At 74.0% G+C, this 23385-nt stretch carries 25 protein-coding genes and 1 tRNA gene; 15 read left to right on the forward strand and 11 right to left on the reverse strand.

What is annotated here, in order from left to right; all coding sequences use genetic code 11:
* Positions 1–24 precede the first annotated feature (24 nt).
* Together ACQP04_RS34335 and ACQP04_RS34340 are read right to left on the reverse strand one after the other, a co-directional pair.
* Positions 25–450, reverse strand: a complete 426-nt coding sequence (locus ACQP04_RS34335) for an SRPBCC family protein (RefSeq protein WP_433504597.1) — start codon at positions 448–450, stop codon at positions 25–27.
* 7 nt (positions 451–457) lie between these two features.
* Positions 458–1435 (reverse strand): GlxA family transcriptional regulator, encoded by a 978-nt coding sequence (locus ACQP04_RS34340; RefSeq protein ID WP_433504598.1) that lies wholly within the window; start codon positions 1433–1435, stop codon positions 458–460.
* 191 nt (positions 1436–1626) lie between these two features.
* On the opposite strand from ACQP04_RS34340, the gene ACQP04_RS34345 reads away from it, so the two are divergent.
* The 4 genes from ACQP04_RS34345 to ACQP04_RS34360 all read left to right on the forward strand — a co-directional run bounded on the left by ACQP04_RS34345 (position 1627) and on the right by ACQP04_RS34360 (position 5131).
* On the forward strand, positions 1627–2265 hold the full coding sequence (locus tag ACQP04_RS34345) for an HD domain-containing protein (protein ID WP_433504599.1): 639 nt from the start codon (positions 1627–1629) through the stop codon (positions 2263–2265).
* Between the two features lie 53 nt (positions 2266–2318).
* Complete coding sequence (locus ACQP04_RS34350; RefSeq protein WP_433504600.1) at positions 2319–3239, forward strand: NADP-dependent oxidoreductase; 921 nt, start codon at positions 2319–2321, stop codon at positions 3237–3239.
* A gap of 173 nt (positions 3240–3412) precedes the next feature.
* Positions 3413–4126 (forward strand): SDR family oxidoreductase, encoded by a 714-nt coding sequence (locus ACQP04_RS34355; protein ID WP_433504601.1) that lies wholly within the window; start codon positions 3413–3415, stop codon positions 4124–4126.
* Positions 4127–4168: 42 nt separating this feature from the next.
* Positions 4169–5131 carry a TIGR03619 family F420-dependent LLM class oxidoreductase gene (locus ACQP04_RS34360; RefSeq protein WP_433504602.1) on the forward strand — a complete coding sequence of 321 codons (963 nt, stop codon included), beginning with the start codon at positions 4169–4171 and terminating at the stop codon, positions 5129–5131.
* A 128-nt stretch (positions 5132–5259) separates the two neighbouring features.
* Here the strand turns inward: ACQP04_RS34360 and ACQP04_RS34365 are convergent.
* Positions 5260–5331, reverse strand: a tRNA-Thr gene (locus ACQP04_RS34365).
* Between the two features lie 67 nt (positions 5332–5398).
* Between ACQP04_RS34365 and ACQP04_RS34370 the strand changes: the two genes are divergently transcribed.
* From ACQP04_RS34370 to ACQP04_RS34385, 4 genes are read left to right on the forward strand one after another with little or no spacing between them, the layout of a single operon-like run.
* Positions 5399–6844 carry a threonine/serine ThrE exporter family protein gene (locus ACQP04_RS34370; protein WP_433504603.1) on the forward strand — a complete coding sequence of 482 codons (1446 nt, stop codon included), beginning with the start codon at positions 5399–5401 and terminating at the stop codon, positions 6842–6844.
* Positions 6845–6900: 56 nt separating this feature from the next.
* Positions 6901–8328, forward strand: a complete 1428-nt coding sequence (locus tag ACQP04_RS34375; RefSeq protein WP_433504604.1) for an alpha,alpha-trehalose-phosphate synthase (UDP-forming) — start codon at positions 6901–6903, stop codon at positions 8326–8328.
* Positions 8321–9112, forward strand: a complete 792-nt coding sequence (gene otsB, locus ACQP04_RS34380; RefSeq protein WP_433504605.1) for a trehalose-phosphatase — start codon at positions 8321–8323, stop codon at positions 9110–9112. Before ACQP04_RS34375 ends, otsB begins: the two co-directional genes overlap by 8 nt.
* 22 nt (positions 9113–9134) lie before the next feature.
* Positions 9135–9692: a TetR/AcrR family transcriptional regulator gene (locus ACQP04_RS34385; protein ID WP_433504606.1), complete on the forward strand. Its 558-nt coding sequence runs from the start codon at positions 9135–9137 to the stop codon at positions 9690–9692.
* Between the two features lie 39 nt (positions 9693–9731).
* Here the strand turns inward: ACQP04_RS34385 and ACQP04_RS34390 are convergent, their stop codons facing one another.
* Positions 9732–10835, reverse strand: a complete 1104-nt coding sequence (locus ACQP04_RS34390; RefSeq protein WP_433504607.1) for a LacI family DNA-binding transcriptional regulator — start codon at positions 10833–10835, stop codon at positions 9732–9734.
* A gap of 125 nt (positions 10836–10960) precedes the next feature.
* Between ACQP04_RS34390 and ACQP04_RS34395 the strand changes: the two genes are divergently transcribed.
* From ACQP04_RS34395 to ACQP04_RS34405, 3 genes are read left to right on the forward strand one after another with little or no spacing between them, the layout of a single operon-like run.
* Positions 10961–11932 (forward strand): metal ABC transporter solute-binding protein, Zn/Mn family, encoded by a 972-nt coding sequence (locus ACQP04_RS34395; protein WP_433504608.1) that lies wholly within the window; start codon positions 10961–10963, stop codon positions 11930–11932.
* Positions 11933–11943: 11 nt separating this feature from the next.
* Positions 11944–12771, forward strand: a complete 828-nt coding sequence (locus ACQP04_RS34400; protein WP_433504609.1) for a metal ABC transporter ATP-binding protein — start codon at positions 11944–11946, stop codon at positions 12769–12771.
* The gene (locus tag ACQP04_RS34405; protein ID WP_433504610.1) at positions 12768–13610 is read left to right on the forward strand and encodes a metal ABC transporter permease; all 843 of its coding nucleotides are present in this window, start codon (positions 12768–12770) and stop codon (positions 13608–13610) included. The genes ACQP04_RS34400 and ACQP04_RS34405 overlap by 4 nt, the downstream gene beginning before the upstream one ends.
* Positions 13611–13617: 7 nt before the next feature.
* Here the strand turns inward: ACQP04_RS34405 and ACQP04_RS34410 are convergent, their stop codons facing one another.
* The 3 genes from ACQP04_RS34410 to cysS are packed head-to-tail and all read right to left on the reverse strand — an operon-like array spanning position 13618 to position 16835.
* Positions 13618–14394, reverse strand: coding sequence for a maleylpyruvate isomerase family mycothiol-dependent enzyme (locus ACQP04_RS34410; RefSeq protein ID WP_433504611.1), 777 nt, complete (start codon positions 14392–14394; stop codon positions 13618–13620).
* Positions 14395–14445: 51 nt separating this feature from the next.
* Complete coding sequence (gene rlmB / locus ACQP04_RS34415) at positions 14446–15408, reverse strand: 23S rRNA (guanosine(2251)-2'-O)-methyltransferase RlmB (protein ID WP_433504612.1); 963 nt, start codon at positions 15406–15408, stop codon at positions 14446–14448.
* Positions 15409–15425: 17 nt separating this feature from the next.
* On the reverse strand, positions 15426–16835 hold the full coding sequence (cysS, locus tag ACQP04_RS34420) for a cysteine--tRNA ligase (protein WP_433504613.1): 1410 nt from the start codon (positions 16833–16835) through the stop codon (positions 15426–15428).
* 97 nt (positions 16836–16932) lie between these two features.
* Between cysS and ACQP04_RS34425 the strand changes: the two genes are divergently transcribed.
* Positions 16933–17367, forward strand: coding sequence for a VOC family protein (locus ACQP04_RS34425; protein WP_433504614.1), 435 nt, complete (start codon positions 16933–16935; stop codon positions 17365–17367).
* Between the two features lie 55 nt (positions 17368–17422).
* Here the strand turns inward: ACQP04_RS34425 and ispF are convergent, their stop codons facing one another.
* The 3 genes from ispF to ACQP04_RS34440 form a co-directional block, all read right to left on the reverse strand.
* Entirely contained in the window at positions 17423–17893 is a 471-nt protein-coding gene (gene ispF / locus ACQP04_RS34430; protein WP_433504615.1) for a 2-C-methyl-D-erythritol 2,4-cyclodiphosphate synthase, read from the reverse strand.
* Complete coding sequence (gene ispD / locus ACQP04_RS34435; protein ID WP_433504616.1) at positions 17890–18606, reverse strand: 2-C-methyl-D-erythritol 4-phosphate cytidylyltransferase; 717 nt, start codon at positions 18604–18606, stop codon at positions 17890–17892. The genes ispF and ispD overlap by 4 nt, the downstream gene beginning before the upstream one ends.
* A gap of 71 nt (positions 18607–18677) precedes the next feature.
* The gene (locus tag ACQP04_RS34440; RefSeq protein ID WP_037045267.1) at positions 18678–19169 is read right to left on the reverse strand and encodes a CarD family transcriptional regulator; all 492 of its coding nucleotides are present in this window, start codon (positions 19167–19169) and stop codon (positions 18678–18680) included.
* Between the two features lie 230 nt (positions 19170–19399).
* On the opposite strand from ACQP04_RS34440, the gene ACQP04_RS34445 reads away from it, so the two are divergent.
* Together ACQP04_RS34445 and radA are read left to right on the forward strand one after the other, a co-directional pair.
* Positions 19400–20002 (forward strand): copper chaperone PCu(A)C, encoded by a 603-nt coding sequence (locus ACQP04_RS34445; protein WP_433504617.1) that lies wholly within the window; start codon positions 19400–19402, stop codon positions 20000–20002.
* 32 nt (positions 20003–20034) lie between these two features.
* Positions 20035–21447 (forward strand): DNA repair protein RadA, encoded by a 1413-nt coding sequence (gene radA, locus ACQP04_RS34450; RefSeq protein WP_433504618.1) that lies wholly within the window; start codon positions 20035–20037, stop codon positions 21445–21447.
* Here radA and ACQP04_RS34455 read toward each other — a convergent pair.
* Entirely contained in the window at positions 21428–22297 is an 870-nt protein-coding gene (locus tag ACQP04_RS34455; protein WP_433504619.1) for a hypothetical protein, read from the reverse strand. The genes radA and ACQP04_RS34455 overlap by 20 nt on opposite strands.
* Positions 22298–22450: 153 nt before the next feature.
* Here ACQP04_RS34455 and ACQP04_RS34460 point away from each other — a divergent pair, with 153 nt between their 5' ends.
* Positions 22451–23359, forward strand: coding sequence for an A/G-specific adenine glycosylase (locus ACQP04_RS34460; protein WP_433508491.1), 909 nt, complete (start codon positions 22451–22453; stop codon positions 23357–23359).
* The last annotated feature ends 26 nt before the right edge of the window (positions 23360–23385 follow it).

Below are 23385 nucleotides of genomic sequence, written 5' to 3' on the forward strand. Positions count from 1 at the left end.
TCTCGTCGTCGGTGCGGACGCTGGTCAGTCCGACGACTCCGCCCGTCGCTTCAGCCCCTCGGCCTCGAGGTCGACGTAACGACGGACGGTGCGCACCATCAGCCGCCAGGCCGGCCCGGCGAGCGGGCCGGTCTGGGCGAACCGGAGGACGAGGGTGCACCCCTCGGGTCCGGGGCGGATCTCGTGGTCGCCCACGGAGTGCAGGCCCGGGGCGCGCGAGGTCCAGGTGAACGACCGGCCGGGCTCGACGCGGGTCACGGTCCACACCGCCGGGGGCAGGCGGGGCTGCCGCACCCGGACCCGCTCCCCGACCCGGAGCGCGCCCTCGACGCTGCGGCGCACGGAGGACATCGAGGGCGTCGACGCCGGCCAGGACTCGACGTCCTCGAGCACCGCCCACACCCGGTCCGGCGGTGCGGCGACCGCGATCGTCCGCTCGTAGGAACCCATGACCTCATCATCCGGCGTTGGCGCGGCGGGCGGTGCCGAAGCGGCGCTGGTAGGCCGCGGGACTGATGGAGAGCTTCTTCGCGAACACCCGGCGCATGCTCTCGTAGCTGGGGAATCCGGCGAGAGCCGCGGCCTGTGTCGCGGTGTGCCCCTGGTCGAGCAACGCTCTTGCCATGTCGAAGCGGATGTTCTCCACGTAGCGGGCCGGTGTGGTGGACAGTTCGTCGTGGAAGAGCCGGGTGAGGTGGCGGGTGCTGACGTTGAGGTGTTTCGCGAGCTCACCGAGCGAGTGGTTGCCCTGGGGGGCCGCCGTCACGAGGTCGGTGATCTTCCGCAGGGCCGAGGACCGGGGTGGCGGACCCTGCAGCGGGGCGGAGAACTGCGACTGGCCACCCGAACGCTGCATGTAGACCACCAGGGCGCGGGCGACGTCGCGGGCCACGTCCGATCCGTGGTCCTCCTCGACGAGTGCGAGCGCCAGGTCGATCCCGGCGGTCACCCCCGCCGAGGTGTACGTGGTGCCGTCCCGGACGTAGATCGCGTCGGGTTCCACGCGGCACGTCGGGCACCGGGCGGCGAGTTCATGGGTGACCTTCCAGTGCGTGGTCGCCCGCCTGCCGTCGAGCAGGCCGGCGGCGGCGAGGATGAACGCGCCCGTGCAGATCGACGCGACGCGGCCGGCGCCTGCCGCCGGGACCTGTGCGGCGTCCGCCAGCTCCCGGGGCACGGGCGTGCGCGGATAGAGGCTCGAGCCGGCCACCACGTACGTGCCCGCTGCGGGCTCGGCGGAGACGGCGCCGTCGACCGCGACCCTGAACCCGAGGTTCGACGTGACGTCCTCGCCGGTCGGCGACAGCAGCACGACGTGGTAGTCGGCGCCGAACCGGTTCGCCTCCGTGAACACCTCCGCCGGGCCCGCGACGTCCAGCAGCGTCACGCCGTCGTAGACGAGGAACGCGACGCGGTGCGGCGCGTCACCGGGCATCGCCGAGGGCCGGTCGGCAGCGGGAGCGGCGGACGAGGACACAGCCCTTGCTAGCGCCTCGCCCGCGCCACGGCAAGCGGCGGAGCTCAGGTCCTGATGTGAGGGGTTCCTGGCCGGACGAAGGCAGCGCGCGGCGTGTGGTGGTCGGCAGCATCGAGGTCGGACAACGACCAGTGGAAAGCGCAGAAGACATGACAGAGGTCATCGCGGGCGTGGAGATCCCCGAGACGGCGGCGGTCGCCGAAGCGTCCCGTCTCATTCAGGAGACGACGAGCCCGCTCATCTACCACCACTCCCGTCGGGTGTTCTTCTTCGGCCAGATCCATGCTCAGCGGCTCGGCGTGGCACCGGATCCCGAACTCCTCTACCTGGCCGCCATGTTCCACGACGCCGGCCTGGCCACGCCCTTCTCCGACGTGGAGCAGCGGTTCGAGGTCGACGGGGCCGACCACGGGCGCAGGTTCCTGCTCGAACAGGGTTTCTCCACCGCGGCCGCCGACACCGTGTGGACGGCGATCGCGCTGCACACGACGCCGGGGATCCCCGACCGCATGGGACCGGAGATCGCCGCCACCTATCTCGGCGTGCTGACCGACGTGCTCGGCTTCGGCCTCGACGGCCTGGATCCCGACCAGGTGGAGGACATCCTCGCCGTGCACCCGCGCGGTGATTTCAAGAACGAGTTCCTGCGCGCTTATCACGACGGGATGAAGAACCGTCCGGACACGACCAACGGGACCGTGAACTCCGACGTCCTCGAGCACTTCGTCCCCGACTTCCGGCGCACGACCACCGTCGAGCGGATTCTCGGCTCGGCCTGGCCGAGCTGACGGCAACTGACATCGAGGACAGCGCAACAACTCGTCGGCTGGAAGGAACTGACATGCACGCCATCACCGTCCGGGACCGCGACGCCGGCATCGCCGGGCTCGCACTGACCGACCTGCCCCACCCGCACGCCGCCGAGAACGACGTCGTCGTCCGGGTGCACGCCGCCGGCTTCACCCCCGGCGAGCTCGACTGGCCCGGCACCTGGACCGACCGGGCCGGCCGCGACCGCACGCCCAGCGTGCCCGGGCACGAGCTGTCCGGGGTCGTCGTCGAGCTGGGCTACGGCACGACCGGCCTCACCGTCGGGCAGCGGGTCTTCGGACTCGCCGACTGGACCCGCAACGGCTCCCTGGCCGAGTACACCGCCGTGGAGGCCCGCAACCTCGCACCCCTCGCCGCCGACATCGACCACACCGTGGCGGCCGCACTGCCGATCTCCGGGCTGACCGCCTGGCAAGGACTCTTCGACCACGCGCGGCTCACCACCGGGCAGAGCGTGCTGATCCACGGGGCCGCCGGCGGCGTCGGGTCGATCGCCGTCCAACTCGCCCGGGAAGTCGGAGCCCACGTGATCGGCACCGGTCGGGCCGACGACCGCAGCGTCGTGCTCGACCTCGGCGCGCAGGAGTTCCTGGACCTGGGCGCCGACCCGCTGGACGGGGTCGGCCAGGTCGACGTGCTCCTCGACGTGATCGGCGGCGACGTCCTCGAGCGCTCGACCGCCCTCGTGCGCCCCGGCGGCACCCTCGTGACCATCGCCGAGCCACCCGCCGTCCGACCCGCCGACGGCCGCGCGATCTTCTTCGTGGTCGAGCCCGATCGCACGCGACTCGCGGACCTGGCCCAGCGGCTCCGGGACGGCCGACTCAAGCCCATCATCGGCGACGTCCGCCCCCTCGCCGAGACGCCCGCCGCCTTCGCCCGCCACCGCCGCACGCCCGGCAAGACGATCATCCAGGTCGCGAAGGACTGACTCGGCGAACGGCTTCAGGAACGGGCGCAGAAGTACGTGTGGCGCCGTTGCCGGCGCCATTCCTCGCCAACTCCTGCGCCACGGTTGTTCCGGCATGACACGTCGGCCATTTTCGTGCAATCAGTCGGACCAGCGGCGCTGTCACAACATCTCGGTGGAAAGGATTCACGCGCGTGACGAGCAGACGGGTACTGATCACCGGAGCGTCCAAGGGCATCGGCCGGTCGGTCGCGGAGCAGCTCGCCGCGGCCGGGCATCGGCCGGTGGGCATCGCCCGCAGCGCACCGGCGAGCTTCCCCGGCGAGTTCCACGTCGCTGATCTCGCCGATCGCGCCGCCACCGCGGGTGCCCTCGAGGCGATCCTCGCGGACGGCTCCGTCGACGCCGTCGTCAACAACGTCGGGATGGTCACGCTCGCCCCGCTGGGGTCTGTCGACCTCGACGACCTCGGCCGGCTCTTCGACGTGAACGTCCGGGTCGCCGTGCAGGTCGCTCAGGCCGCCCTACCCGGTATGCGCGCCGCCGGCTGGGGCAGGATCGTCAACGTCACCAGCATGGTCGCGCTCGGCACACCCGAGCGCACCGCGTACGGCGCCGCGAAGGCCGCGCTCGAGGCGTGCACCCGGGTCTGGGCCAAGGAGCTCGGTCCGACCGGCATCACGGTCAACGCCGTCGCGCCGGGTCCGACCGAGACCGAGCTGTTCCGCAGCAACACACCGTCGGGATCGGCCGCCGAGGCCCGCTACCTGGCAGCCATTCCGGTGGACCGACTCGGCACGCCACAGGAGCTGGGCGCGGCGATCTGTTTCCTCCTGTCCGAGGACGCCGGTTTCATCACCGGCCAGACGTTGCGCGTCGACGGCGGCGGGAGCCTTGCGGCGGCCTGAGAACGACACGCTCCCTCACCAGTCCCACCCGTCGGAGGACCCATGGAACTCGGTCTCGCACTGCCCACCGCCGGGCCGCAGACCTCGCCGGAGACGATCGTCCAGGTCGCCCAGGAGGCCGAACGGCTCGGCTTCGCCGCCTTGTGGACGTTCGAACGCCTGCTCCGCCCGCTCGAGAAGGTCGTTCTGTACTCGTCGGGTGAACCCGGCATGGTGCCGGAGTTCTACCGCTCGACGTACGAGCCGCTGGAGACGCTGAGCTATGTCGCCGCCGTGACCGAGCGGATCAAGCTGGGCAGCGCGGTCATGGTGGCGCCGCTGCACGTACCCGTGTCGCTCGCCCGCCGGTTCGCCACCCTGGACCGGTTCAGCGGCGGCCGGGTCATCGCCGGCCTGGGACAGGGCTGGCAGCACCGCGAGTTCGAGACGGCGAACGTGTCGACCAACCGCCGGGGCGCCCGCACGGAGGAGTTCATCACGGCGATGCGAGCCGCGTGGGGCCCGGACCCGGTCCGGCACGAAGGCGAGTTCTACCGGATCGCGCCGTCGGAGGTGAACCCCAAGCCGGTCCAGACCCACATTCCGGTGCTGATGGCCGCGTTCGCGCCGGCCGCCGTCGAGCGCGCCGGCCGGATCGCGGACGGCCTGATCCCGGTCGCCTCCTCGGCGGAGGACCTGCGCGGCGTCGTGTCCGCGTTCCATGACGCCGCCCGAAAGGCGGGCCGCGACCCCGAGGACCTCATGGTGGTCGACCAGGCGCCCTGGCCGACCCCGATCACCCGTGAGCCGATCGGGGACGGCCGACCGTTCCTCGGCGGATCGCCCGAGCAGATCGCCGAAGACCTCATGGCCGCCCGCGAGATCGGGGTCACCCAGGTGTACCTCGCCGGCGGCCAGGGCCTCGGGCTCGACGTGGGCCTGCAGCGCGCCGACGTCGACCAGTGGCTCGGGCTGCTCGGTGAGGTGGTCGAGGCGGCCGACCGCCTCGGCGTCCTCGCGCCGTGAGCGTGAACTGCGAGGATGTGACCCCGTTCGTTCCCGGTCCGGCCTGACCCCTCGAACCGACCGGTCATGGGCCTCCGCCCGAGGCATCGACCGCCCGGACGCTGACCGGACCCGCTGGCCAGGCCCTGAGCCGGAGGTCGGGATCGAACCGACGACCTACTGTTTACAAGACAGTTGCTCTACCACTGAGCTACACCGGCACCGCCGGACTCGCGCCCGGCAGCCCACATCGTAGAGCGCCGCGGTCGTTTGGCAGCCTTGACGCCTGTGGTGGACGAGCTGAACCCCGCCGAGCGGCTGGCGAACCGGCTCCGGGCGACGCTGAAGCGCGACGCCCGCCGACTCCTCGCGGCGGGTCCGCCGACGCTGCCCATGCTGATGGTCGGGCCGCAGGTGCCCGACGACGCCCGGGTGCAGGAGGTCCTCGACTTCTGCATGCGGGTGGGCGAGGTGCAGCTCTCCAGCGGGGAGAGCGTCGGGGTGGTCACGGACCTGATGCTGCGGCTCGCGGAGATCTGCGGTCTGCCGGCGGTGGACGTGGACATCACGTTCACGTCGATCACGATCTGCTGCCACCGCGGCAACGCGGCGTCGCCCGTCACGTCGATGCGGCTCGTCAAGTACAAGACGCTGGACCTCACGCGGCTCGCGGCCGTCGATGCCGTGGTCGATGCCGTGGTGGAGGGCCGGCTCGACGTACGGGCCGCCGCCCGCGAGCTCGACGACGCGGTCAACGCCCGCCACCCCTACCCGCGCTGGACGGCGACGGCGGGCTGGGGCGTGCTGGCCGGGGCGATCGCGGTGCTGCTGGGCGGCGGCGCCGTCACGGCGATCACGGCGTTCCTGGTCACGGGCGCGATCGACCGGGTCGGGCGGATCCTCAACCGCTGGGGGCTCCCGGCCTTCTTCCAGCAGGTCACGGGCGGTCTGCTCGCCACCACCGTGACGATCGGGCTGTTCGCGGCGGGGCTGTTCCCGCCGGGCACCCGGCCGTCGCTGGTCGTCGCGTCGTCGATCACCGTGCTGCTGTCCGGACTGTCCGTGGTCGGCACCGTGCAGGACGCGATCTCCGGCTACTACGTCACGGCGGCCGGCCGTGTCGCGGAGATCACACTCCTGTCGGCGGGCCTGCTGACCGGCGTCGTCCTCGGCCTGAAGTTCGGGTTCGCGGTCGGCATCGCGCTCGACGTCGCGGGCTCGACCTCGGCGAGCGTCGGACGGTTCACGCTGGCCGTCGCCACCGGCGCGGTGGCCGCCGCCGGGTACGCCCTGGCGGGCTACGCACCGTTGCGCGCCTTGCTCTACGCGGCGGGGACGGGCGCGGTGAGCTGGGGCGTCTACAGCGCGCTCAACCAGTACTCGGGGATCGGGCCGGTCGCGGCGACGGGGATCGCGGCCATCGTGATCGGCATCGGGGCGGGCCTGCTGCGCCGCACCCGGCAGGTGTCGTCGCTGGTCGTGACGCTCGCGGGTGTCACGCCGCTGCTGCCCGGCCTGACCGCGTACCGCGGCTTCTACGAACTCGCCGTCGAGGGGCTGTCCGAAGGACTGGTCACCGTCACGCTGGCGCTGGCCATCGGGCTGGCGCTGGCGGCGGGCGTGACCTTCGGCGAGTTCCTCGCCCGGCCGCGCCTGCGCACCGCGTCGGGCGACCCCGAACCCGTCGCCGCCGCCGACGATTCAGAGCCCGCGAACCTGCCCGGCGGTCAGTAGGGTTCTCCCCGAGGATCCGCCGGCGACGGCCGCGCCGGCGGCGCGAGGAGGATCAGGTGGCCCGCAACAGCAAGTCCGAGCTTCCCCCGCCCGATTTCGTGGTCGTGGCCAACCGGCTGCCCGTCGACCTGGAGAAGCTGCCCGACGGCGGCCGGCGCTGGAAGCGCAGCCCCGGCGGCCTGGTCACGGCCCTGGAGCCCATGCTGCGCGCCCGGGACGGCGCGTGGATCGGCTGGCCCGGCGTGCCCGACGCCGACGTCGGCCCGCTCGTCGAGGACGGCCTGCAGCTGCACCCGGTCGGCCTCAGCGCGGAGGAGGTCGAGAACTACTACGAAGGCTTCTCCAACGGCACGCTCTGGCCCCTCTACCACGACGTCGTGGCCCCGCCGGTGTTCCATCGGCACTGGTGGCAGGCGTACCTGAAGGTCAACCAGCGCTTCGCCGACTACACCGCGAAGGTCGCCGCCGAGAACGCGACCGTCTGGATCCAGGACTACCAGCTGCAGCTCATGCCGGGGATGCTCCGCGACCTGCGCCCCGACCTGCGGATCGGCTTCTTCCTGCACATCCCGTTCCCGCCCACGGAGCTGTTCATGCAGCTGCCCTGGCGGACCCGGATCGTCGAGGGCCTGCTCGGCGCGGACGTGATCGGCTTCCACACCGCGGGCGGTGTGCGGAACTTCCGGTGGCTCGCCACCCGCCTGACCGGCGCGGGGGCCGTCCGCAACCGCAACGAGGTCACGGTCGGGCGGCGCACCGTGAAGCTCGGCGCCTTCCCCATCTCCATCGACTCGGCGCAGCTGGACCAGCTCTCCCGCACGGAGGCCGTCGTCAAGCGCGCGGCGCAGATCCGGGAGGACCTCGGGAACCCGGAGAAGGTCGTCCTCGGCGTCGACCGGCTCGACTACACCAAGGGCATCGACGTCCGGCTGCGGGCCTTCCACGAACTGCTGGAGGAGGGCCGGATCACCGCCGAGAACGCGGTGATGATCCAGCTCGCCACGCCGAGCCGCGAGCGCGTGGAGCACTACCAGCGGATGCGCGACGACATCGAGCTCTCCGTCGGCCGGATCAACGGCGAGTTCGCGAAGGTCGGCCACCCCGCGGTGCACTACCTGCACCAGTCGCTGCCGCGGGAGGAGCTCGCGGCCTTCTTCCTGGCCGCGGACGTCATGCTCGTCACGCCGCTGCGCGACGGCATGAACCTCGTCGCCAAGGAGTACGTCGCCTGCCGGCACGACCTCGGCGGCACGCTGGTGCTGTCCGAGTTCGCGGGTGCCGCGGCCGAGCTCACCAGCGCCCTGCTGGTCAACCCGCACGACACGGACGGCGTCAAGGAGGCGCTGTACGCCGCGCTGACCATGCCGCCGGAGGAGGGCCGCAAGCGGATGCGGACCCTGCGCAAGCAGGTCATGACGCACGACGTCGACCGGTGGGCCCGGTCGTTCCTCGACGCGCTTGGCCTGGAGCCGGCCCATGGCTGAGCCCGAGCTCGACCCGGACCAGCTCGACCCCGCCCTGTCCGCGGCGATCGACCGGCTGGGCGAGGCCGGCACCCTGCTCGTCGCCCTGGACTTCGACGGCGTGCTGGCCCCGATCGTGCCCGTGCCCTCCGACGCCCGGCCCCTGCCGGACTCCGCCGACGCGGTCCGCGAGCTCGCCGGGGCGCCGGGCACCACCGTCGTCCTGCTGTCGGGGCGCGGCCTGACGGACCTGGGCACCGTCTCCGGCTTCACCGAGCCGGTCCGGATGGTCGGCAGCCACGGCGGCGAGTACGGGCCCGGCCTCACCGACGGGGACGGCTCCCTGCTCAGCCCGGCGCAACAGGACCTCAAGGAGAAGCTGACCCTCGCGCTCGTCGACCTGGTCGAGGGCGAGATCGGGGTGACCCTGGAGCACAAGCCGGCCGGTGTCGCGGTGCACGTCCGCAACGCCGCGCCAGAGGTCGGCACGAGGGTGCTCGACGCCGTCCGGGCCGGGCCCGGCAGGTGGGAGGGCGTGGACTCCACGGAGGGCAAGGCGGTGATCGACCTCGCGGTCCTGCAGGTCAGCAAGGGTGCTGCCGTCGACGCGCTGCGCGAGCGGCTCGGTGCCGACGCCGTGTTCTTCGCGGGCGACGACGTCACGGACGAGTCCGTGTTCACCCGGCTCCGGCCGGGCGACGTCGGGGTGAAGGTCGGCGAGGGGGACACCGCGGCGGAGCACCGCGTCGTCGACCCCCAGGCTGTGACGGGCGTCCTGCGGGCCCTCGCGCGCGTCCGACGCTGAGCACCGACTTGCCACTGGCAAGATGTCGCGGGTGAAGCCCTACCACCACGGCGACCTGCGACGGACCCTGCTCACCTCGGCGGTCGAGGTGATCGCCGAGCGCGGGGTCGCGGCGCTGAGCCTGCGCGACCTCGCGCGCCGGGCGGGCGTGTCGCACGCGGCCCCGATGCACCACTTCACGGACAAGACGGGGCTGCTCACCGCCGTCGCCGCGGAGGGCTGGTCACTGCTCGCGGGCGCCCTCGCCGCGCACGCCACGGACTTCGCCGAGGCCGGGGTGGCCTACGTCGTGTTCGCCGTCGGGCACCCGGCGCACTTCGCCGTGATGCGCAGCCCCGACCTCGTCCGCGTCGACGACCCGGAGCTGGCGGAGGCCCGGGCCCGGGCGGCCGCGGTGCTGGAGGGCGAGGGGCGGGACCGGGCCCGGCGGCTGGCGGCGTGGTCGCTGGTGCACGGGCTGGCGTCGCTGGTCCTGGAGGGGAACGTCGCGCCCGGGCCCGACCAGGACGTCGCCGCCCTCGCCCGCAAGGTCACCGCCCAGCTGCGCCCGGACGACGTCGCAGGTCAGCCGGGGTCGTGAGTGCCGAGTGCCCCTCCAGGGACAGTTGCCGCTCACGGGTCACCAGCCCGAGAAGAACTTCTCCGTCTGCGTGGCGGGGCCGCTGGTGGAACCCACGACGAGCTCGGTGGGCAGCACGATCTGCTTGGGCTTGTTGCGCTCGCCGCGCTGCAGCAGCAACTCCCCGGCGACCTGGCCCTTGCGGCGCACGGGCTGCCGCACGGTCGTGAGGCCGACCCGCTCGGCCTCCGGAACGCCGTCGAACCCGGTGATCGTGAGCCGGTCCGGGACCGCGATCCCGGCCTCGGTGGCGTGCTGGAGCGCGCCGATGGCCAGCACGTCCGAGGTGCAGACGAGCGCGGTGACGTCCGGGTAGGAGGCCAGCAGCTCGCGCGCGGCCGACGCCCCCGCCTCGGGACTGTGCTCGAACCGCTCGACGACGGGCACGGCGGACCAGTCGACGCCGGCGTCGACGAGCGCGTCCCGGAGACCGCCGATGCGCTCGCGCTGCACGGGGTAGGAGGTGTTCTCCTGCCGGACGAGGTCGGCCGGCCCGTCGTGTCGCTGCGGGCCCAGCCGCATGCACAGCACGCCGATCTTGCGGTGCCCCAGCGTGGTCAGGTGCGCACCGAGCGCGCGCATGCCCTCGCGATCGTCCACGCTGACCCGGTCGACGCCCTCGACGCCGACGGGCTGGTCGCAGACCACGGTGGGCACCGGCCGCTCGAGCACGGCGCGGAAATGCGGGTCGTCCTCGCTGACGGAGTAGACGACGAAGCCGTCGACGCCCGCCTGGTGCACCGCGGCGACGTCGGCGTGCTCCGGGCTGACCGGGACGAGCAGCAGGCCCTGCCCGGCCTGTTCGCAGGCCAGCGCCAGCCCCTCGAGGAAGCCGGTGGCCACCGGGTCGCGGAAGGCGTAGGACAGCGCCTCGGTGAGCAGCAGGCCGACGGCCCCGGCGCGCCGGGTGCGCAGCGAGCGCGCCACCGGGTCCGGGCCCGGGTAGCCGAGCCGCCGCGCCGCCTCCAGGACCTTCTCCCGCAGCGGCGCGGAGAGCTGGTCGGGGCGGTTGTAGGCGTTCGAGACGGTGGTACGGGACACGCCCAGCTCCGCGGCGAGCGACGCGAGCGTCGCCGGCCGCCTGACGTGGGGTGAACCGGTCATGTCACGAAAGGTAGCCGCCCCCGGTGGGCGCTCGGTAGCCCGGCCTGCCACCACCCGCTAGAGTGAAGTGACAACGGTTTTCAATAAAACCATGCGCACAGCCTGATACGGAGCACGACCCCACGATGAGAACGCGTCTCGCCACCACCCTCCTGGCCGCCGCCGGCCTGGTCTCCCTCGCCGCCTGCGGCTCGGGATCCGACGCCGGCGGCACCGGGTCCCCCCCGACCTCCGCCGCGGGCGGGAAGGTCGCCGTCGTCGCCTCGACGGACGTCTACGGGAGCATCGCCTCCGCCGTCGGCGGCGACCTCGTCCAGGTCACGTCGCTGATCGACTCACCGAACGCCGACCCGCACGAGTACGAGTCCACCCCCGCCGACGCCGCGACCGTCGCCAAGGCCGCGCTCGTCGTGGTCAACGGCGGCGGCTACGACGACTTCGCCTCCCGCCTCGTCGAGTCGTCCGGCACGAAGGCCACGGTGATCGACGCCGTGCAGCTCTCCGGCCTGCCCGGCGCCCCCGAGGCCGGCCACGCGGAGGGCGACGGCCACGACCACGGCGAGTTCAACGAGCACGTCTGGTACAGCCTGCCGACCGTGCGGAAGGTCGCCGACGAGATCGCCAAGGACCTGGGCACGGCCGACCCGGCCAACGCCGCGACGTTCACCGCCAACGCGCAGAAGTTCGGCACGGACCTCGACGGGCTGCAGCAGAAGGTCGACGCGATCAAGGCCGGGCACTCCGGCCAGCGGATCGCCGTCACCGAGCCGGTCCCGCTGTACCTGACCGAGGCCGCCGGCCTGCAGAACGCCACGCCCGAGGAGTTCAGCGAGGCCGTCGAGGGGGGCACCGACCCGGCCGCGGCGGTGCTGGCGTCGACGCTCGAGATCGTCGAGGGGCCGGACCCGGTGAAGGCGCTGGTCGCCAACAGCCAGACCGAGAGCCCGTCCACGCAGAAGGTGGAGGACGCGGCGAAGGCCAAGGGCGTGCCGGTCGTCGAGGTCAGCGAGACTCTGCCGGACGGCGTGGACTCCTACGTCGCGTGGCAGACCGCCCAGCTCGACGCCCTGGCGGGCGCGGTGAACGGAGCGGCGTGAACAATGAGGTCATGACCGCGACACCCCCGACGGCACCCCCGGCGGCGGTCGCCCTGCGGGATGCGCGGGTCGCGTTCGGCAGGCGGGTGCTGTGGGAGGGCCTGGACCTCGACGTCCGGCCCGGCGAGTTCCTGGCGGTCCTGGGCCCGAACGGCTCCGGCAAGACCACGCTGCTGCGCGTCCTGCTCGGCCTCCAGCCGCTCGACGCCGGGGAGGTCCGGATCGCCGGCGAGCCGGCCCGGCGCGGCGGGGGCGGCATCGGGTACATCCCGCAGCAGAAGGCCCTGGTCGAGGACATGCCGCTGCGCGGAGCCGACCTCGTCGGGCTGGGGCTCGACGGGCATCGGTTCGGCCCCGGCCTGCGCGGTCGGGCCGAGCGGCGGCGGCGGGTGGCCGCCGCACTCGAGGCGGTGGGCGCGACCTCGTACGCCCGCTCCCCCGTCGGCCGGCTCTCCGGCGGCGAGCAGCAGCGGCTGCGGGTGGCCCAGGCGCTGGTCGGCGATCCGCGCGTGCTGCTGTGCGACGAGCCGTTGCTCTCCCTCGACCTCGCCCACCAGCGCACGGTCAGCCGGCTGATCGACGAGCGTCGCCGCGCCGCGGACACGGCGGTGGTGTTCGTGACGCACGAGATCAACCCGGTCCTGCCGCTCGTCGACCGGGTCCTCTACCTGGTCGGCGGCCGGTTCCGGATCGGCACGCCGGACGAGGTGATGACCTCGGAGACGCTCTCCGAGCTGTACCGGACGGACGTCGAGGTCGTGCGGGTGCAGGGCCGGCTCGTGGTCGTCGGCGCCGAGGACCAGCACGCCCACCACGACGCGCTGGAGTCCGTGACGTGAGCCGGTTGTTCGGGTTCGAGGGCGTCGGGGAGCTGCTGGGCCTGCCGTTCGTGCAGAACGCCTTCCTCGCCGCCGCGCTGCTCGGCCTGGTGGCGGGCGCGCTGGCCCCGCTCGTCGTCGCGCGCGGCATGGGGTTCGCGGTGCACGGCACGGCCGAGCTCGCCTTCACCGGCGGGGCCGCGGCGCTGCTCATCGGGATCTCGGTGAGCGTCGGGGCGGTCGTCGGGGCGGTGGTCGCCGGGCTGGTGTTCGGCGTGCTCGGGCTGCGCCAGCGCGAGCGCGACTCGGTGATCGGCGTGGTGCTCGCCTTCGGACTGGGGCTCGGGGTGCTGCTGCTGGCGCTCTACGAGGGCCGGGCGTCGAACAAGTTCGGCCTGCTCACGGGCTCGATCGTGTCCGTCGACTCCAGCAACATCACCGTTCTCGTCAGTGTGACGATACTGGTGCTGGCGACACTCGCGGTGGTCTACCGGCCGCTGCTGTTCGCCAGTGCCGACCCGGACGTCGCCGTGGCCCGCGGGGTGCCGACGCGCGTGCTGTCGCCGCTGTTCGCCGTCCTCGTCGCCCTGACCACGGCGCTGGCCGTGCCGATCGTCGGCGCGATCCTCGTCCTCTCGGTCACGATCATCCCGGGCGCCGCGGCCGCGCGGGTCACCTCGAACCCGCTGACCGCGACGGTGCTGGCGATCGGGATCGCGGAGCTGTCGCTCCTCGGCGGCACGTTGCTGAGCCTGGCGCCGGGCCTGCCGATCTCCGGCTACGTCGCCACGATCGCGTTCCTGGCCTACCTGGTGTGCCGGCTGGTCGGCCGGGTCCGCGGCCGCGTGCGCGCCGCCTGAGGAGCGGTCAGAGCCAGCGGGGCAGCTCGGGCGGGGTCCCCGGCAGCACGCTCGCCGGGGCCCGGCCCGTCAGCCAGGCGACGATGTCCAGGGCGGGCGCCTTCGTCGTCTCCATCTCGCCCAGCGGGGCCGACTCCGCCGGGATCGACTCGCCGGGCCCCGAGACGACCGGTGCGGGGGTCACGCCCGGGTCGCCGAGCTGCCACACCCGCTCGCGGTCGGTCGGGGCGAGCAGGAGCGTGGGGCAGCCCTTCCGGCCGGACAGGGTGGCCGTGACGTCGTCGAGCAGCAGGTCGACGACGCCGGCGGGCAGGTCCGCGAGCGAGGCGCCGGTGCCGAGGTCGGCGGCGTGGATCCACACCTCCCGGATCCGCAGGAACGGGATCTCGGTGGCGGGGATCTCGCGGCCCTGGGCGCTGCGGATCGTCGCCTCCCACTGCTCCGGGCTGAGCGCGCCCAGCGCCTCGTCGAGCTCGCGGGCGGTGGAGGCGAGCTCGGACCGCAGCACCTCCGGCGCCCGGCCGGAGGTCTCCTCGATCTCCGCGGCCCGGGCCTCCGGGCTCGGGTACATCGGCGTCTCGACGCCCGTGCGGGCCCAGGTCGCGAGCCGGACGAGGGCCTCGGCGTTGCGCGCCAGGTGGGCCACGACGTGCGCCCGGGTCCAGCCGGGGAGGGCGCTGGAAGCGGTCAGCTCGGCGTCCGGGATCCCCTCGACCACGGCGAGCAGGTGCTCGGTGCCCGCGCGCATCCACGGGAGGGTCTCGGACGTGTCGTTCCTGCTCACGCGGACAGTGTGGACGACCGGGCGGCCGCGCACAGCGCGGAGCGCCGGGCCTCAGCCCAGGCGGCGCCGCCGCGCGACCTCGGCCAGCACCACCCCGGCGGCGACCGAGGCGTTCAACGACTCGACCTCCCCGGCCATCGGGATCGAGACCGTGACGTCGCAGGACTCGCGGACGAGCCGGGACAGCCCCTTGCCCTCCGAGCCGGTCACGATCACCAGCGGGTCCGTGGCCAGGTCGAACTCGTCGAGCGAGACGTCCCCCTCGGCGTCGAGCCCCGCCACCATCAGCCCGGTCTGCGCGTACTCGCGCAAGGTACGGGTGAGGTTGGTGGCGCGGGCGACCGGCAGCCGCGCGGCGGTGCCCGCCGAGGTCCGCCAGGCCACCGCCGTCATGCCCGCCGAGCGGCGCTGCGGCACGACCACGCCGTGCCCGCCGAACGCGCTCACCGACCGCACGACCGCACCCAGGTTGCGCGGGTCCGTGACGCCGTCGAGCGCGACGATCAGCGCCGGCTGCCCGGACTCCGACGCCGCCTCGAGCAGCTCGTCCGGGTGCGCGTACTCGTAGGGCGGGATCTGCAGCGCGATGCCCTGGTGCAGCGCGCCGCCGGAGATCCGGTCCAGCTCGGTGCGCTCGACCTCGAGGATCGACAGCCCGAGGTCGGCGGCGAGGTGCACCGACTCGGCCACCCGCTCGTCCGACGTCGCCCCGACGACCACCCGCAGCGCCGTGGCCGGGACCCCGGCGCGCAGGCACTCCAGCACGGGGTTGCGCCCGAGCACGGTCTCGGGGACGTCGCCGTCCTGGGGGCGGCGGCCGCGCGTGCCCGCGGTGGCGCGGCGGTCCTTCGCCGCCGCCCGGCGCTGGGCCGGGTGCCCCTTGCGCGCGGACGCGGGCGGCGTCGGCCCCTTGCCCTCGAGCCCGCGGCGGCGCTGGCCCCCGGAGCCGACGACGGCGCCCTTCTTCGTGCCTTCCTTGCGCACCGCACCGCGGCGCTTGGAGTTGCCGGCCATGATCCCTGTCTCTTGATTCAGGCGTTCTTGAGCGACCACGTGGGGCCGTCGGCGCCGTCCTCGACGGCGATGCCCGCGGCGAGCAGCCGGTCGCGCAGCGCGTCCGCCTCGGCGAAGTCCTTCGCCTTGCGGGCGGCCTGACGGCGCTCCAGCAGCTCCTCCACGAGCGAGGACAGCGCACCGAGCGCGGCCTCGTCGCCCCGGTCGCCGGAGCGCCAGTGCGCATCGAGCGGGTCGACGCCGAGCACCGCGGCCATCGCGCGGACGGACTCGGCCGCCGCGGTCGCCGTCTTCCTGTCGCCGGCGTCGAGCGCGGCGTTTCCCTCGCGGACCGTGGTGTGCAGCACGGCGAGGGCGCCGGGCGTGCCCAGGTCGTCGTCGAGCGCGGCGGCGAACTCCGCCGGCACCCGGTCGGCGACGCCCGGCGCACCGGCCCGCTCGCCGACGCGGTGCAGGAAGGACTCGATCCGCCGGAAGGCCGCGACCGCCTCGGACAGCGCCGCGTCGGAGTACTCGATCGCCGACCGGTAGTGCGGGCCGACGAGGTAGTACCGCAGCTCGACGCCGCGCACCCGCTGCAGCAGCGCGTCGATCGACAGCGTGTTGCCGAGCGACTTCGACATCTTCTCGCCGCCCATGGTGACCCACGCGTTGTGCAGCCAGTACCGCGCGAACGGGTCCCCGACCGCGCAGGACTGGGCGCGCTCGTTCTCGTGGTGCGGGAACACCAGGTCGAGCCCGCCGCCGTGCAGGTCGAACTCCGGGCCGAGGTAGGTCGTGGCCATGGCCGAGCACTCGAGGTGCCAGCCCGGCCGGCCCGCGCCCCACGGCGTGGGCCACGACGGCTCGCCCGGCTTGGCGGCCTTCCACAGCGTGAAGTCCAGCGGGTCCCGCTTGGCGTTCTGCTCGCCCTCGCCCTGCGCGACGTCGTCGACCTTCTGGCCCGACAACCGTCCGTAGTCCGGGAAGGTGCGGACGGCGAAGTAGACGTCCCCGTCCGCGGCGTAGGCGTGCCCGCCCTCGATCAGCCGCTCGATGTACCCGACCATCTGCGTGACGTGCCCGGTCGCGCGCGGCTCCAGCGACGCCGGCAGGCAGCCCAGGGCGTCGTACGCCGCGGCGAAGGCCCGCTCGTGCGTGGCGCCCCACTCCCACCAGGGCCGGCCGGCCTCGGCCGCCTTGCGCAGGATCTTGTCGTCGATGTCGGTGACGTTCCGGACGAGCGTGACGTCCAGCCCCTCGCGACCGGGCTCGGAATGGGCGAGCCACCGCCGCAGCACGTCGTAGTTCAGCGAGCTGCGGACGTGCCCGATGTGGGGCAGTCCCTGCACCGTGGCGCCACAGACGTACATCGACACAGCTCCGGCCCGCAGCGGGACGAAGTCACGCTGCTTCCTGGTCAGGGTGTCGAAGAGTCGGACGCTCACCCATACCAGGGTACGGACGCCCTGGTCCGGGAGGTGCGGCAGGGCTGCATCACATTTCTCCAAGACGCCGGACGGCCGTCCCGGCACGCTGGACGGCATGACACGCATCGAGCAGCTGTACCCCCGCCTGCCCGTCCGGGGCGCCGACGCGGCGATCGCCTTCTACCGCGCGGCGTTCGGCGCCGAGCTCGTCGAGCGGTACGCGACACCCGACGGGGCCGTCGTGCACGCACTGCTGCGGGCCGGACCGGTGCACTGGGCGGTCAAGGACGGCGACCAGTACGACCCGGCCCCGCCCGACGGCGGCGGCTCGGCGATCCTCGCCCTCTACGTCGACGACGCCGACGCCGTGGCCGACGCGATGCTGGCCGGCGGGTCCGAGGTCCGGTTCCCGGTGGCGGACCAGCCCTACGGCGAGCGCGGCGGCCGGCTCACCGACCCCTTCGGCCACCAGTGGATGGTCGCGCAGAAGACCGAGGACCTCACGCCCGAGGAGGTCCAGGAGCGGACGAAGGCGATGTTCGCCGAGTGATCTGATGACCGAACGGCGCTCTCGCCCAGTAGGTGTGAGCGAAAGTGCCGCTCGCTCAGTCTGTGGCGGGGAGGAGGAGGGCGGTCGCGATCGCGGCGATGCCCTCGCCGCGGCCGGTCAGCCCCAGCCCGTCCGTGGTGGTGCCGGAGACCGACACCGGGCCGCCGACGACCTCGGACAGCACCTTCTGCGCCTCGTCCCGGCGGGTGCCGATCTTCGGATGGTTGCCGATCACCTGCACGGCCGCGTTGCCGACCCGCCAACCCTCGGCGGTGAGCAACCGGCGCACCTCGGCGAGCAGCGCGACGCCGCTCGCGCCCGACCACTCGGGCCGGCCGGTGCCGAACACCGCACCGAGGTCGCCGAGGCCGGCGGCGGAGAGCAGGGCGTCGCAGAGGGCGTGGCACGCGACGTCGCCGTCCGAGTGGCCGGCGCAGCCGTCGACGCCCTCCCACCACAGCCCGGCGATCCAGCAGGGCCGCCCGGGCTCGACGGGGTGCACGTCCGTGCCGATCCCGGTCCTCACGCCTTCTCCTCCAGCAGCAGCTCGGCGATCCGCAGGTCCCAGGGCGTGGTGACCTTGAACGCCGCGGGGTCGCCCGGCACCGTGACGACCGGTTCGCCGAGCCGCTCGACCAGGCCGGCGTCGTCCGTGGCGACGGCGTCCACACCGGACTTCTGGTAGGCCGCCCGCAGCGTCTCCCAGGCGAAGCCCTGCGGGGTCTGGGCGGCCCGCAGTTCGGTCCGGTCGACCGTGGCCTCGACCGCGGCGGCGACCCCCACCCGCTTGACCGTGTCGGCCAGCGGGAGAGCGGGTACGACCGCGGGGTGACCGGCCCGCACCGCCGCCACCACGGCCGCGACCAGCGCGGGCGGGGTCAGCGGGCGGGCGGCGTCGTGCACCAGCACGACCTCGGGAGGCCCGTCACCTGCGAGTCCCCCCGGTCGTTCACAGCCGTGGGGACCGGACAGCACGTCGAGCGCGAGGCGCACCGACGCCGTGCGCTCGCCGCCCCCCACCAGGACGGTGACGGGGCGGCCGGCGAGCAGTGCCCGCGCGTCGTCGAGCAGGTCGGCCGGCACTGCGACCAGCACCTCGTCGACCGCGCCGGAGGCCAGCAGCCCGTCGACGGCCCGGACCACGATCGGCACGCCGGCCAGCGGCACGAAGGCCTTGGGCGCACCCGCGCCGAGGCGGGTGCCCGAACCGGCCGCGGGCACGACCGCGGCGACGCTCACCGCGGCGCCCGCGGGTGCGCGGGCCGCGCCGAGGACGCCATGGGGCCGTACCGTGCCGATCGCGGGGCGAGTCAGGCGTTGGTGGTCGCCAGCACCTCGTCGAGCAGGGCCTCGGCCCGCTCCTCGTCCGTCCCCTCCGCCAGCGCGAGCTCGCTGACGAGGATCTGCCGGGCCTTGGCCAGCATCCGCTTCTCGCCGGCGGACAGGCCGCGGTCCTTCTCGCGGCGCCAGAGGTCGCGGACGACCTCGGCCACCTTGTTCACGTCGCCCGACGCGAGCTTCTCCAGGTTCGCCTTGTACCGGCGCGACCAGTTGGTGGGCTCCTCGGTGTGCGGGGTGCGCAGCACCTCGAACACCCGGTCCAACCCCTCCTGGCCCACGACATCGCGAACGCCCACGACCTCTGCGTTCTCGGCGGGAACGCGAACCGTCAGGTCACCCTGGGCGACCTTCAGGACGAGGTACTTGCGCTCCTCGCCCTTGATCGTCCTGGTCTCGATCGCCTCGATGAGAGCGGCACCGTGGTGCGGGTAGACGACGGTCTCTCCGACCTTGAAAACCATGTGTCCTCTGGCCCCTTTCGCTGCACCCAGGTTAACACGCCCGACCCGTCCCCCGTGCGACGGGAGGGGACATCGTCGCAGGTCACGGGGTTGACAACGGGCGTAAAACGTGCAGACGCGGGTACGCGGGGGTGCACGGGAGCAACCCGTGAGAGCCGAGTGCACGGACTGTCGGACCCGGCGACTACGCTGCACCCGCACGACCGGCCGTCAGGAAGGACACCCGAACCGTGAGCCGCGCGACCTCCCCCCGACGCTCCGCAACGCGCCCGGGCGCGTGGAAGGTCCTGGCCGCCGGCACGGCCGCCGTGGGCGCCCTCCTGCTGTCCGGCTGCGGTGCGGGCCAGGTCGCCCAGACCGCCGAGCAGGTCGCCGCCGTCGGCGGCACCGGCGGCGTGGTGGGCGACGTGGCGGTCCGCAACGCCGAGATCGCCTACCCGACCGGGCTCGCGCCGACCGGGGCGGTCTACCAGAAGGGCGGCCAGGCGCTCGTCGAGATGATCATCGTGAACGACGGCGGGGCGGCCGACCGGCTCGTCTCCGCCTCGAGCGAGGCCGGCACCCAGGTCGTCGTCACCGGCGAGCAGGTCCTCGCCCCGCAGCTGCCGCTCGTCTCGGGCGACGAGGGCGACGTCGCCGCCATCCCGGGAGCCAAGCGGGTCACCGTGGAGATCGCCGGGCTGCGGGACGACATCGTGGCCGGCCGCACCTACCCGCTCACGCTCGTCTTCGAGAAGGCCGGCCCGCTGACCATCGACGTCCCGGTGGCGAACCCGACCGTGCCGCGCCAGGACGAGGCGCCGGCCGAGGGTGCCGCCGAGGGCGGCCACTGAGCGCCCGGCTCCGTGGCGCGCGCTGACCACCGATGACCACGAGGACGCGCGCCGCCCGCAGCTCGTACGTCTGCAGCGAGTGCGGCCACCGCGCCGCGCAGTGGGTCGGGCGCTGCCCCGGCTGCCAGGCCTGGGGCACGCTGACCGAGCAGGCCGAGCCCGCCCGGGCCGCGGCCGCCGGCGGCGGTCTGCGCCGGGTCGCGGCGGGGGCGCCGAGCACCCCGGCCCGCCCGATCGCCGAGGTCGCCCTCGACTCCGCGCGGGCCCGGCCCTCCGGGGTCGACGAGCTGGACCGCGTCCTGGGCGGCGGGCTGGTGCCCGGCGCGGTGGTGCTGCTCGCCGGCGAGCCGGGTGTCGGCAAGTCCACGCTCCTGCTCGAGGTGGCGGCGAAGGCCGCGGCCTCCCTGCGCGGCGGCGCGGTCCTCTACGTCACCGGCGAGGAGTCCGCGGGCCAGGTCCGGCTGCGGGCCGAGCGCACCGGCGCCCTGCACGAGCGGCTGTTCCTGGCCGCCGAGTCCGATCTCTCGTCGATCCTCGGGCACGTCGACGCCCTGCGGCCCGACCTGCTGATCGTCGACTCGGTGCAGACCATGACCTCGCCGGAGGTCGACGGCTCGCCCGGCGGCGTCACGCAGACCCGGGCGGTCACCGTGGCGCTCACCGCGCTCGCCAAGGAGCGCGGGCTGCCCGTGCTGCTGGTCGGGCACGTCACGAAGGACGGCAACATCGCCGGCCCCCGGGTGCTCGAGCACCTGGTCGACGTGGTGCTGGCGTTCGAGGGCGACAAGCACTCCACGCTGCGGATGGTCCGCGGGGTGAAGAACCGCTTCGGGCCGGCGGACGAGGTCGGCTGCTTCGAGCTGCGGGACGAGGGCATCGTCGGGCTGCCGGACCCCTCCGGGCTGTTCCTGGCCCGGTTCGGTGCCACCCGGGCGTCGGTGGTGCCGGGGACCGCGGTCACCGTCGTCATGGACGGGCGGCGGCCGCTGCTGGCCGAGGTCCAGGCGCTGGTCGCCTCGTCGTCGATGCCCACGCCGCGCCGGGCCGTGAGCGGGCTGGACAGCTCGCGGGTGGCGATGCTGCTGGCGATCCTCGAGCGACGCGGCCGGGTGCGGCTGCAGGACTCCGAGGTCTACACCGCCACGGTCGGCGGGATGAAGGTCACGGAGCCGGCGGCGGACCTCGCCCTGGCCATGGCCGTGGCCTCCGCGAAGAACGACGTCGCCCTCCCGCCGGACCTCGTGGTGCTCGGCGAGCTGGGCCTGGCCGGCGAGGTGCGCCGGGTCTCCGGGGTGCGCCGGCGGCTGGCCGAGGCCGCCCGGCTCGGCTTCACCCACGCCCTGGTGCCGCCGGACAGCGACGCGGGCACCGGGACCGGCATGAAGGTCACCGAGGTCTCGGACGTGTCGCAGGTGCTGGCGCGGATCAGGCGGGCGTCAGCGTGAAGTGGGTCGGGCCGCTGATCTTGTCGGCGACCCGGGTCAGCAGCGTGTAGTCGCCGGCCGGCAGCCGGGTCCGCGCGGCCGTGCAGCCCGGGTTCGACGACAGCCCCGACCAGGTGACCTCGAAGGCCACGGGCTGGCCGGGTACGAGAGTCCGCAGGTCCTGGGTGGACGGGTTCACGCAGTCGTTGCTCGACCACAGCCGGGTCTTGATCGGGCGGTCCCAGACGACGATCTCCTGCAGGGCGCCGTCGAGGTCGCGGACACAGGCCTGGTTGCTGATGTTGACCACGGTCAGCCGCAGCTCGGGGCGGTCGCCGACCTTGTGCTGCGGCGCGTCGATCTCCGCCCCGACGGCGATCATGTCGTTGGTGCACGGCGGCGGGCCGGTCGGGGGCGCGGGCTCGGTCGGCGGTACCGGCACCGAGGCGCGCGGGGTGTCGTCGGGGCGCTTCGACTCGTCCGTCGTGCTCGCCGGGCCGCCCTCGGCCGAGGCGCCCGGGGAGGTCCCGCCCGAGGTCGTGCCCGGGGCGGAGGTGCCGATCGGCACCCCGGTCGCCGACAGCGGGGCGCCGCCGGAGGTGCCGGGCTCGGCCGACGGCGTCCCGGTCGTCGGGTCGATGGTGGCGCCGGCCGACGGGGCGACGGAGGCGACCGAGGAGCCGGACGGGAGCGCGGAGCTGTTGGCCGCCCGGCTGGTGGCCTCGTCGGTGGGGCCGGGGTTCGGGGTGGGACGAGTGAGCGCGGCGACGGAGAAGCCGATCACGACGAAGAACGCGATGACGGACACGAGCGCCAGCCAGCGCCGTTTCCAGTAGACGTGCGCGGGCAGCGGTCCCACCGGCTCCCACATGTCACGCAGAGTAGATGCGTGATTACTACACGTCGCCGGATCTCGCGCGGCGCGGCGCGCCGGTTCCACCGGTGTGGGGGACCGTATCGGGCGATCACCCACCCGGTCGCGCGGCCCCCGGACCGCCGGTGCGACGATCGCGGCGTGACCTCCGTGCTGCACCGCCCCGTCCCGGCCGGTCTCGGCGTGCGTTCCGCGGAGTGGTTCCGGGCGCACGCCCGCGACCTGCCCTGGCGGCGTCCCGGCACCACGCCCTGGGCCGTCCTGGTCAGCGAGTTCATGCTGCAGCAGACGCCGGTGTCGCGCGTCGAGCCCGTGTGGCTGCGGTGGATGGAGCAGTGGCCGGTGCCCTCGGCGCTCGCCGCCGAGTCGCGCGCCGAGGTCGTCCGGGCGTGGGGGAAGCTCGGGTACCCGCGCCGGGCGATGCGGTTGCACGCCGCCGCCCAGGCCATCGCGACCGAGCACGACGACCGGGTGCCGTCGGACGTCGCGACGCTGGAGGCCCTGCCCGGTGTCGGCAGCTACACCGCCCGCGCGGTCGCCGCCTTCGGGTACGGGCTGCGCGCCCCGGTCGTCGACACGAACGTCCGGCGGGTGGTCGCCCGGGCCGTCCACGGGGCGGGCGACGCCGGCCCGGCCCGCACGAAGGCCGACCTGGCGGACGTCGACGCCCTCCTGCCCGGGAACGACGCCGAGGCCGCGGTCGTCTCCGCCGCCCTGATGGAGCTGGGCGCCGTGGTGTGTACGGCCCGGTCGCCGCGGTGCGCGGAGTGCCCGGTCCAGGTCGAGTGCGCGTGGGTGGCAGCGGGCCGACCGGAGTACACCGGGCCCCGCCGTCCGGTCCAGGGTTTCGCGGGCACGGACCGCCAGGTGCGCGGCAGACTGATGGACGTGCTGCGCGTCGCCGAGCACCCGGTGCCCAAGGCCGCGCTCGACGCGGTCTGGGCCGACGGGCCGCAGCGGGACCGCTGTCTGGACTCCCTGCTGGTCGACGGCCTGGCCGAACAGACCGCGGACGGCCGCTTCGCGCTGGGCGGCACGGCCGCGCATACGACAGACTGACCGCCCTAAGGTCCCTGGGTACGAGG

This window comes from Pseudonocardia halophobica (genome assembly GCF_050948485.1).
GTDB classification, from domain to species: domain Bacteria; phylum Actinomycetota; class Actinomycetes; order Mycobacteriales; family Pseudonocardiaceae; genus Pseudonocardia; species Pseudonocardia halophobica.

Coding starts and splice junctions, on each gene's coding strand:
- ACQP04_RS34335 (WP_433504597.1), bottom strand. CDS start 450: ATGGGTTCCTACGAGCGGACGATCGCGGTCGCCGCACCGCCGGACCGG.
- ACQP04_RS34340 (WP_433504598.1), bottom strand. CDS start 1,435: ATGCCCGGTGACGCGCCGCACCGCGTCGCGTTCCTCGTCTACGACGGC.
- ACQP04_RS34345 (WP_433504599.1), top strand. CDS start 1,627: ATGACAGAGGTCATCGCGGGCGTGGAGATCCCCGAGACGGCGGCGGTC.
- ACQP04_RS34350 (WP_433504600.1), top strand. CDS start 2,319: ATGCACGCCATCACCGTCCGGGACCGCGACGCCGGCATCGCCGGGCTC.
- ACQP04_RS34360 (WP_433504602.1), top strand. CDS start 4,169: ATGGAACTCGGTCTCGCACTGCCCACCGCCGGGCCGCAGACCTCGCCG.
- otsB (WP_433504605.1), top strand. CDS start 8,321: ATGGCTGAGCCCGAGCTCGACCCGGACCAGCTCGACCCCGCCCTGTCC.
- ACQP04_RS34385 (WP_433504606.1), top strand. CDS start 9,135: ATGTCGCGGGTGAAGCCCTACCACCACGGCGACCTGCGACGGACCCTG.
- ACQP04_RS34390 (WP_433504607.1), bottom strand. CDS start 10,835: ATGACCGGTTCACCCCACGTCAGGCGGCCGGCGACGCTCGCGTCGCTC.
- ACQP04_RS34395 (WP_433504608.1), top strand. CDS start 10,961: ATGAGAACGCGTCTCGCCACCACCCTCCTGGCCGCCGCCGGCCTGGTC.
- ACQP04_RS34400 (WP_433504609.1), top strand. CDS start 11,944: ATGACCGCGACACCCCCGACGGCACCCCCGGCGGCGGTCGCCCTGCGG.
- rlmB (WP_433504612.1), bottom strand. CDS start 15,408: ATGGCCGGCAACTCCAAGCGCCGCGGTGCGGTGCGCAAGGAAGGCACG.
- ACQP04_RS34425 (WP_433504614.1), top strand. CDS start 16,933: ATGACACGCATCGAGCAGCTGTACCCCCGCCTGCCCGTCCGGGGCGCC.
- ACQP04_RS34440 (WP_037045267.1), bottom strand. CDS start 19,169: ATGGTTTTCAAGGTCGGAGAGACCGTCGTCTACCCGCACCACGGTGCC.
- radA (WP_433504618.1), top strand. CDS start 20,035: ATGACCACGAGGACGCGCGCCGCCCGCAGCTCGTACGTCTGCAGCGAG.
- ACQP04_RS34455 (WP_433504619.1), bottom strand. CDS start 22,297: ATGTGGGAGCCGGTGGGACCGCTGCCCGCGCACGTCTACTGGAAACGG.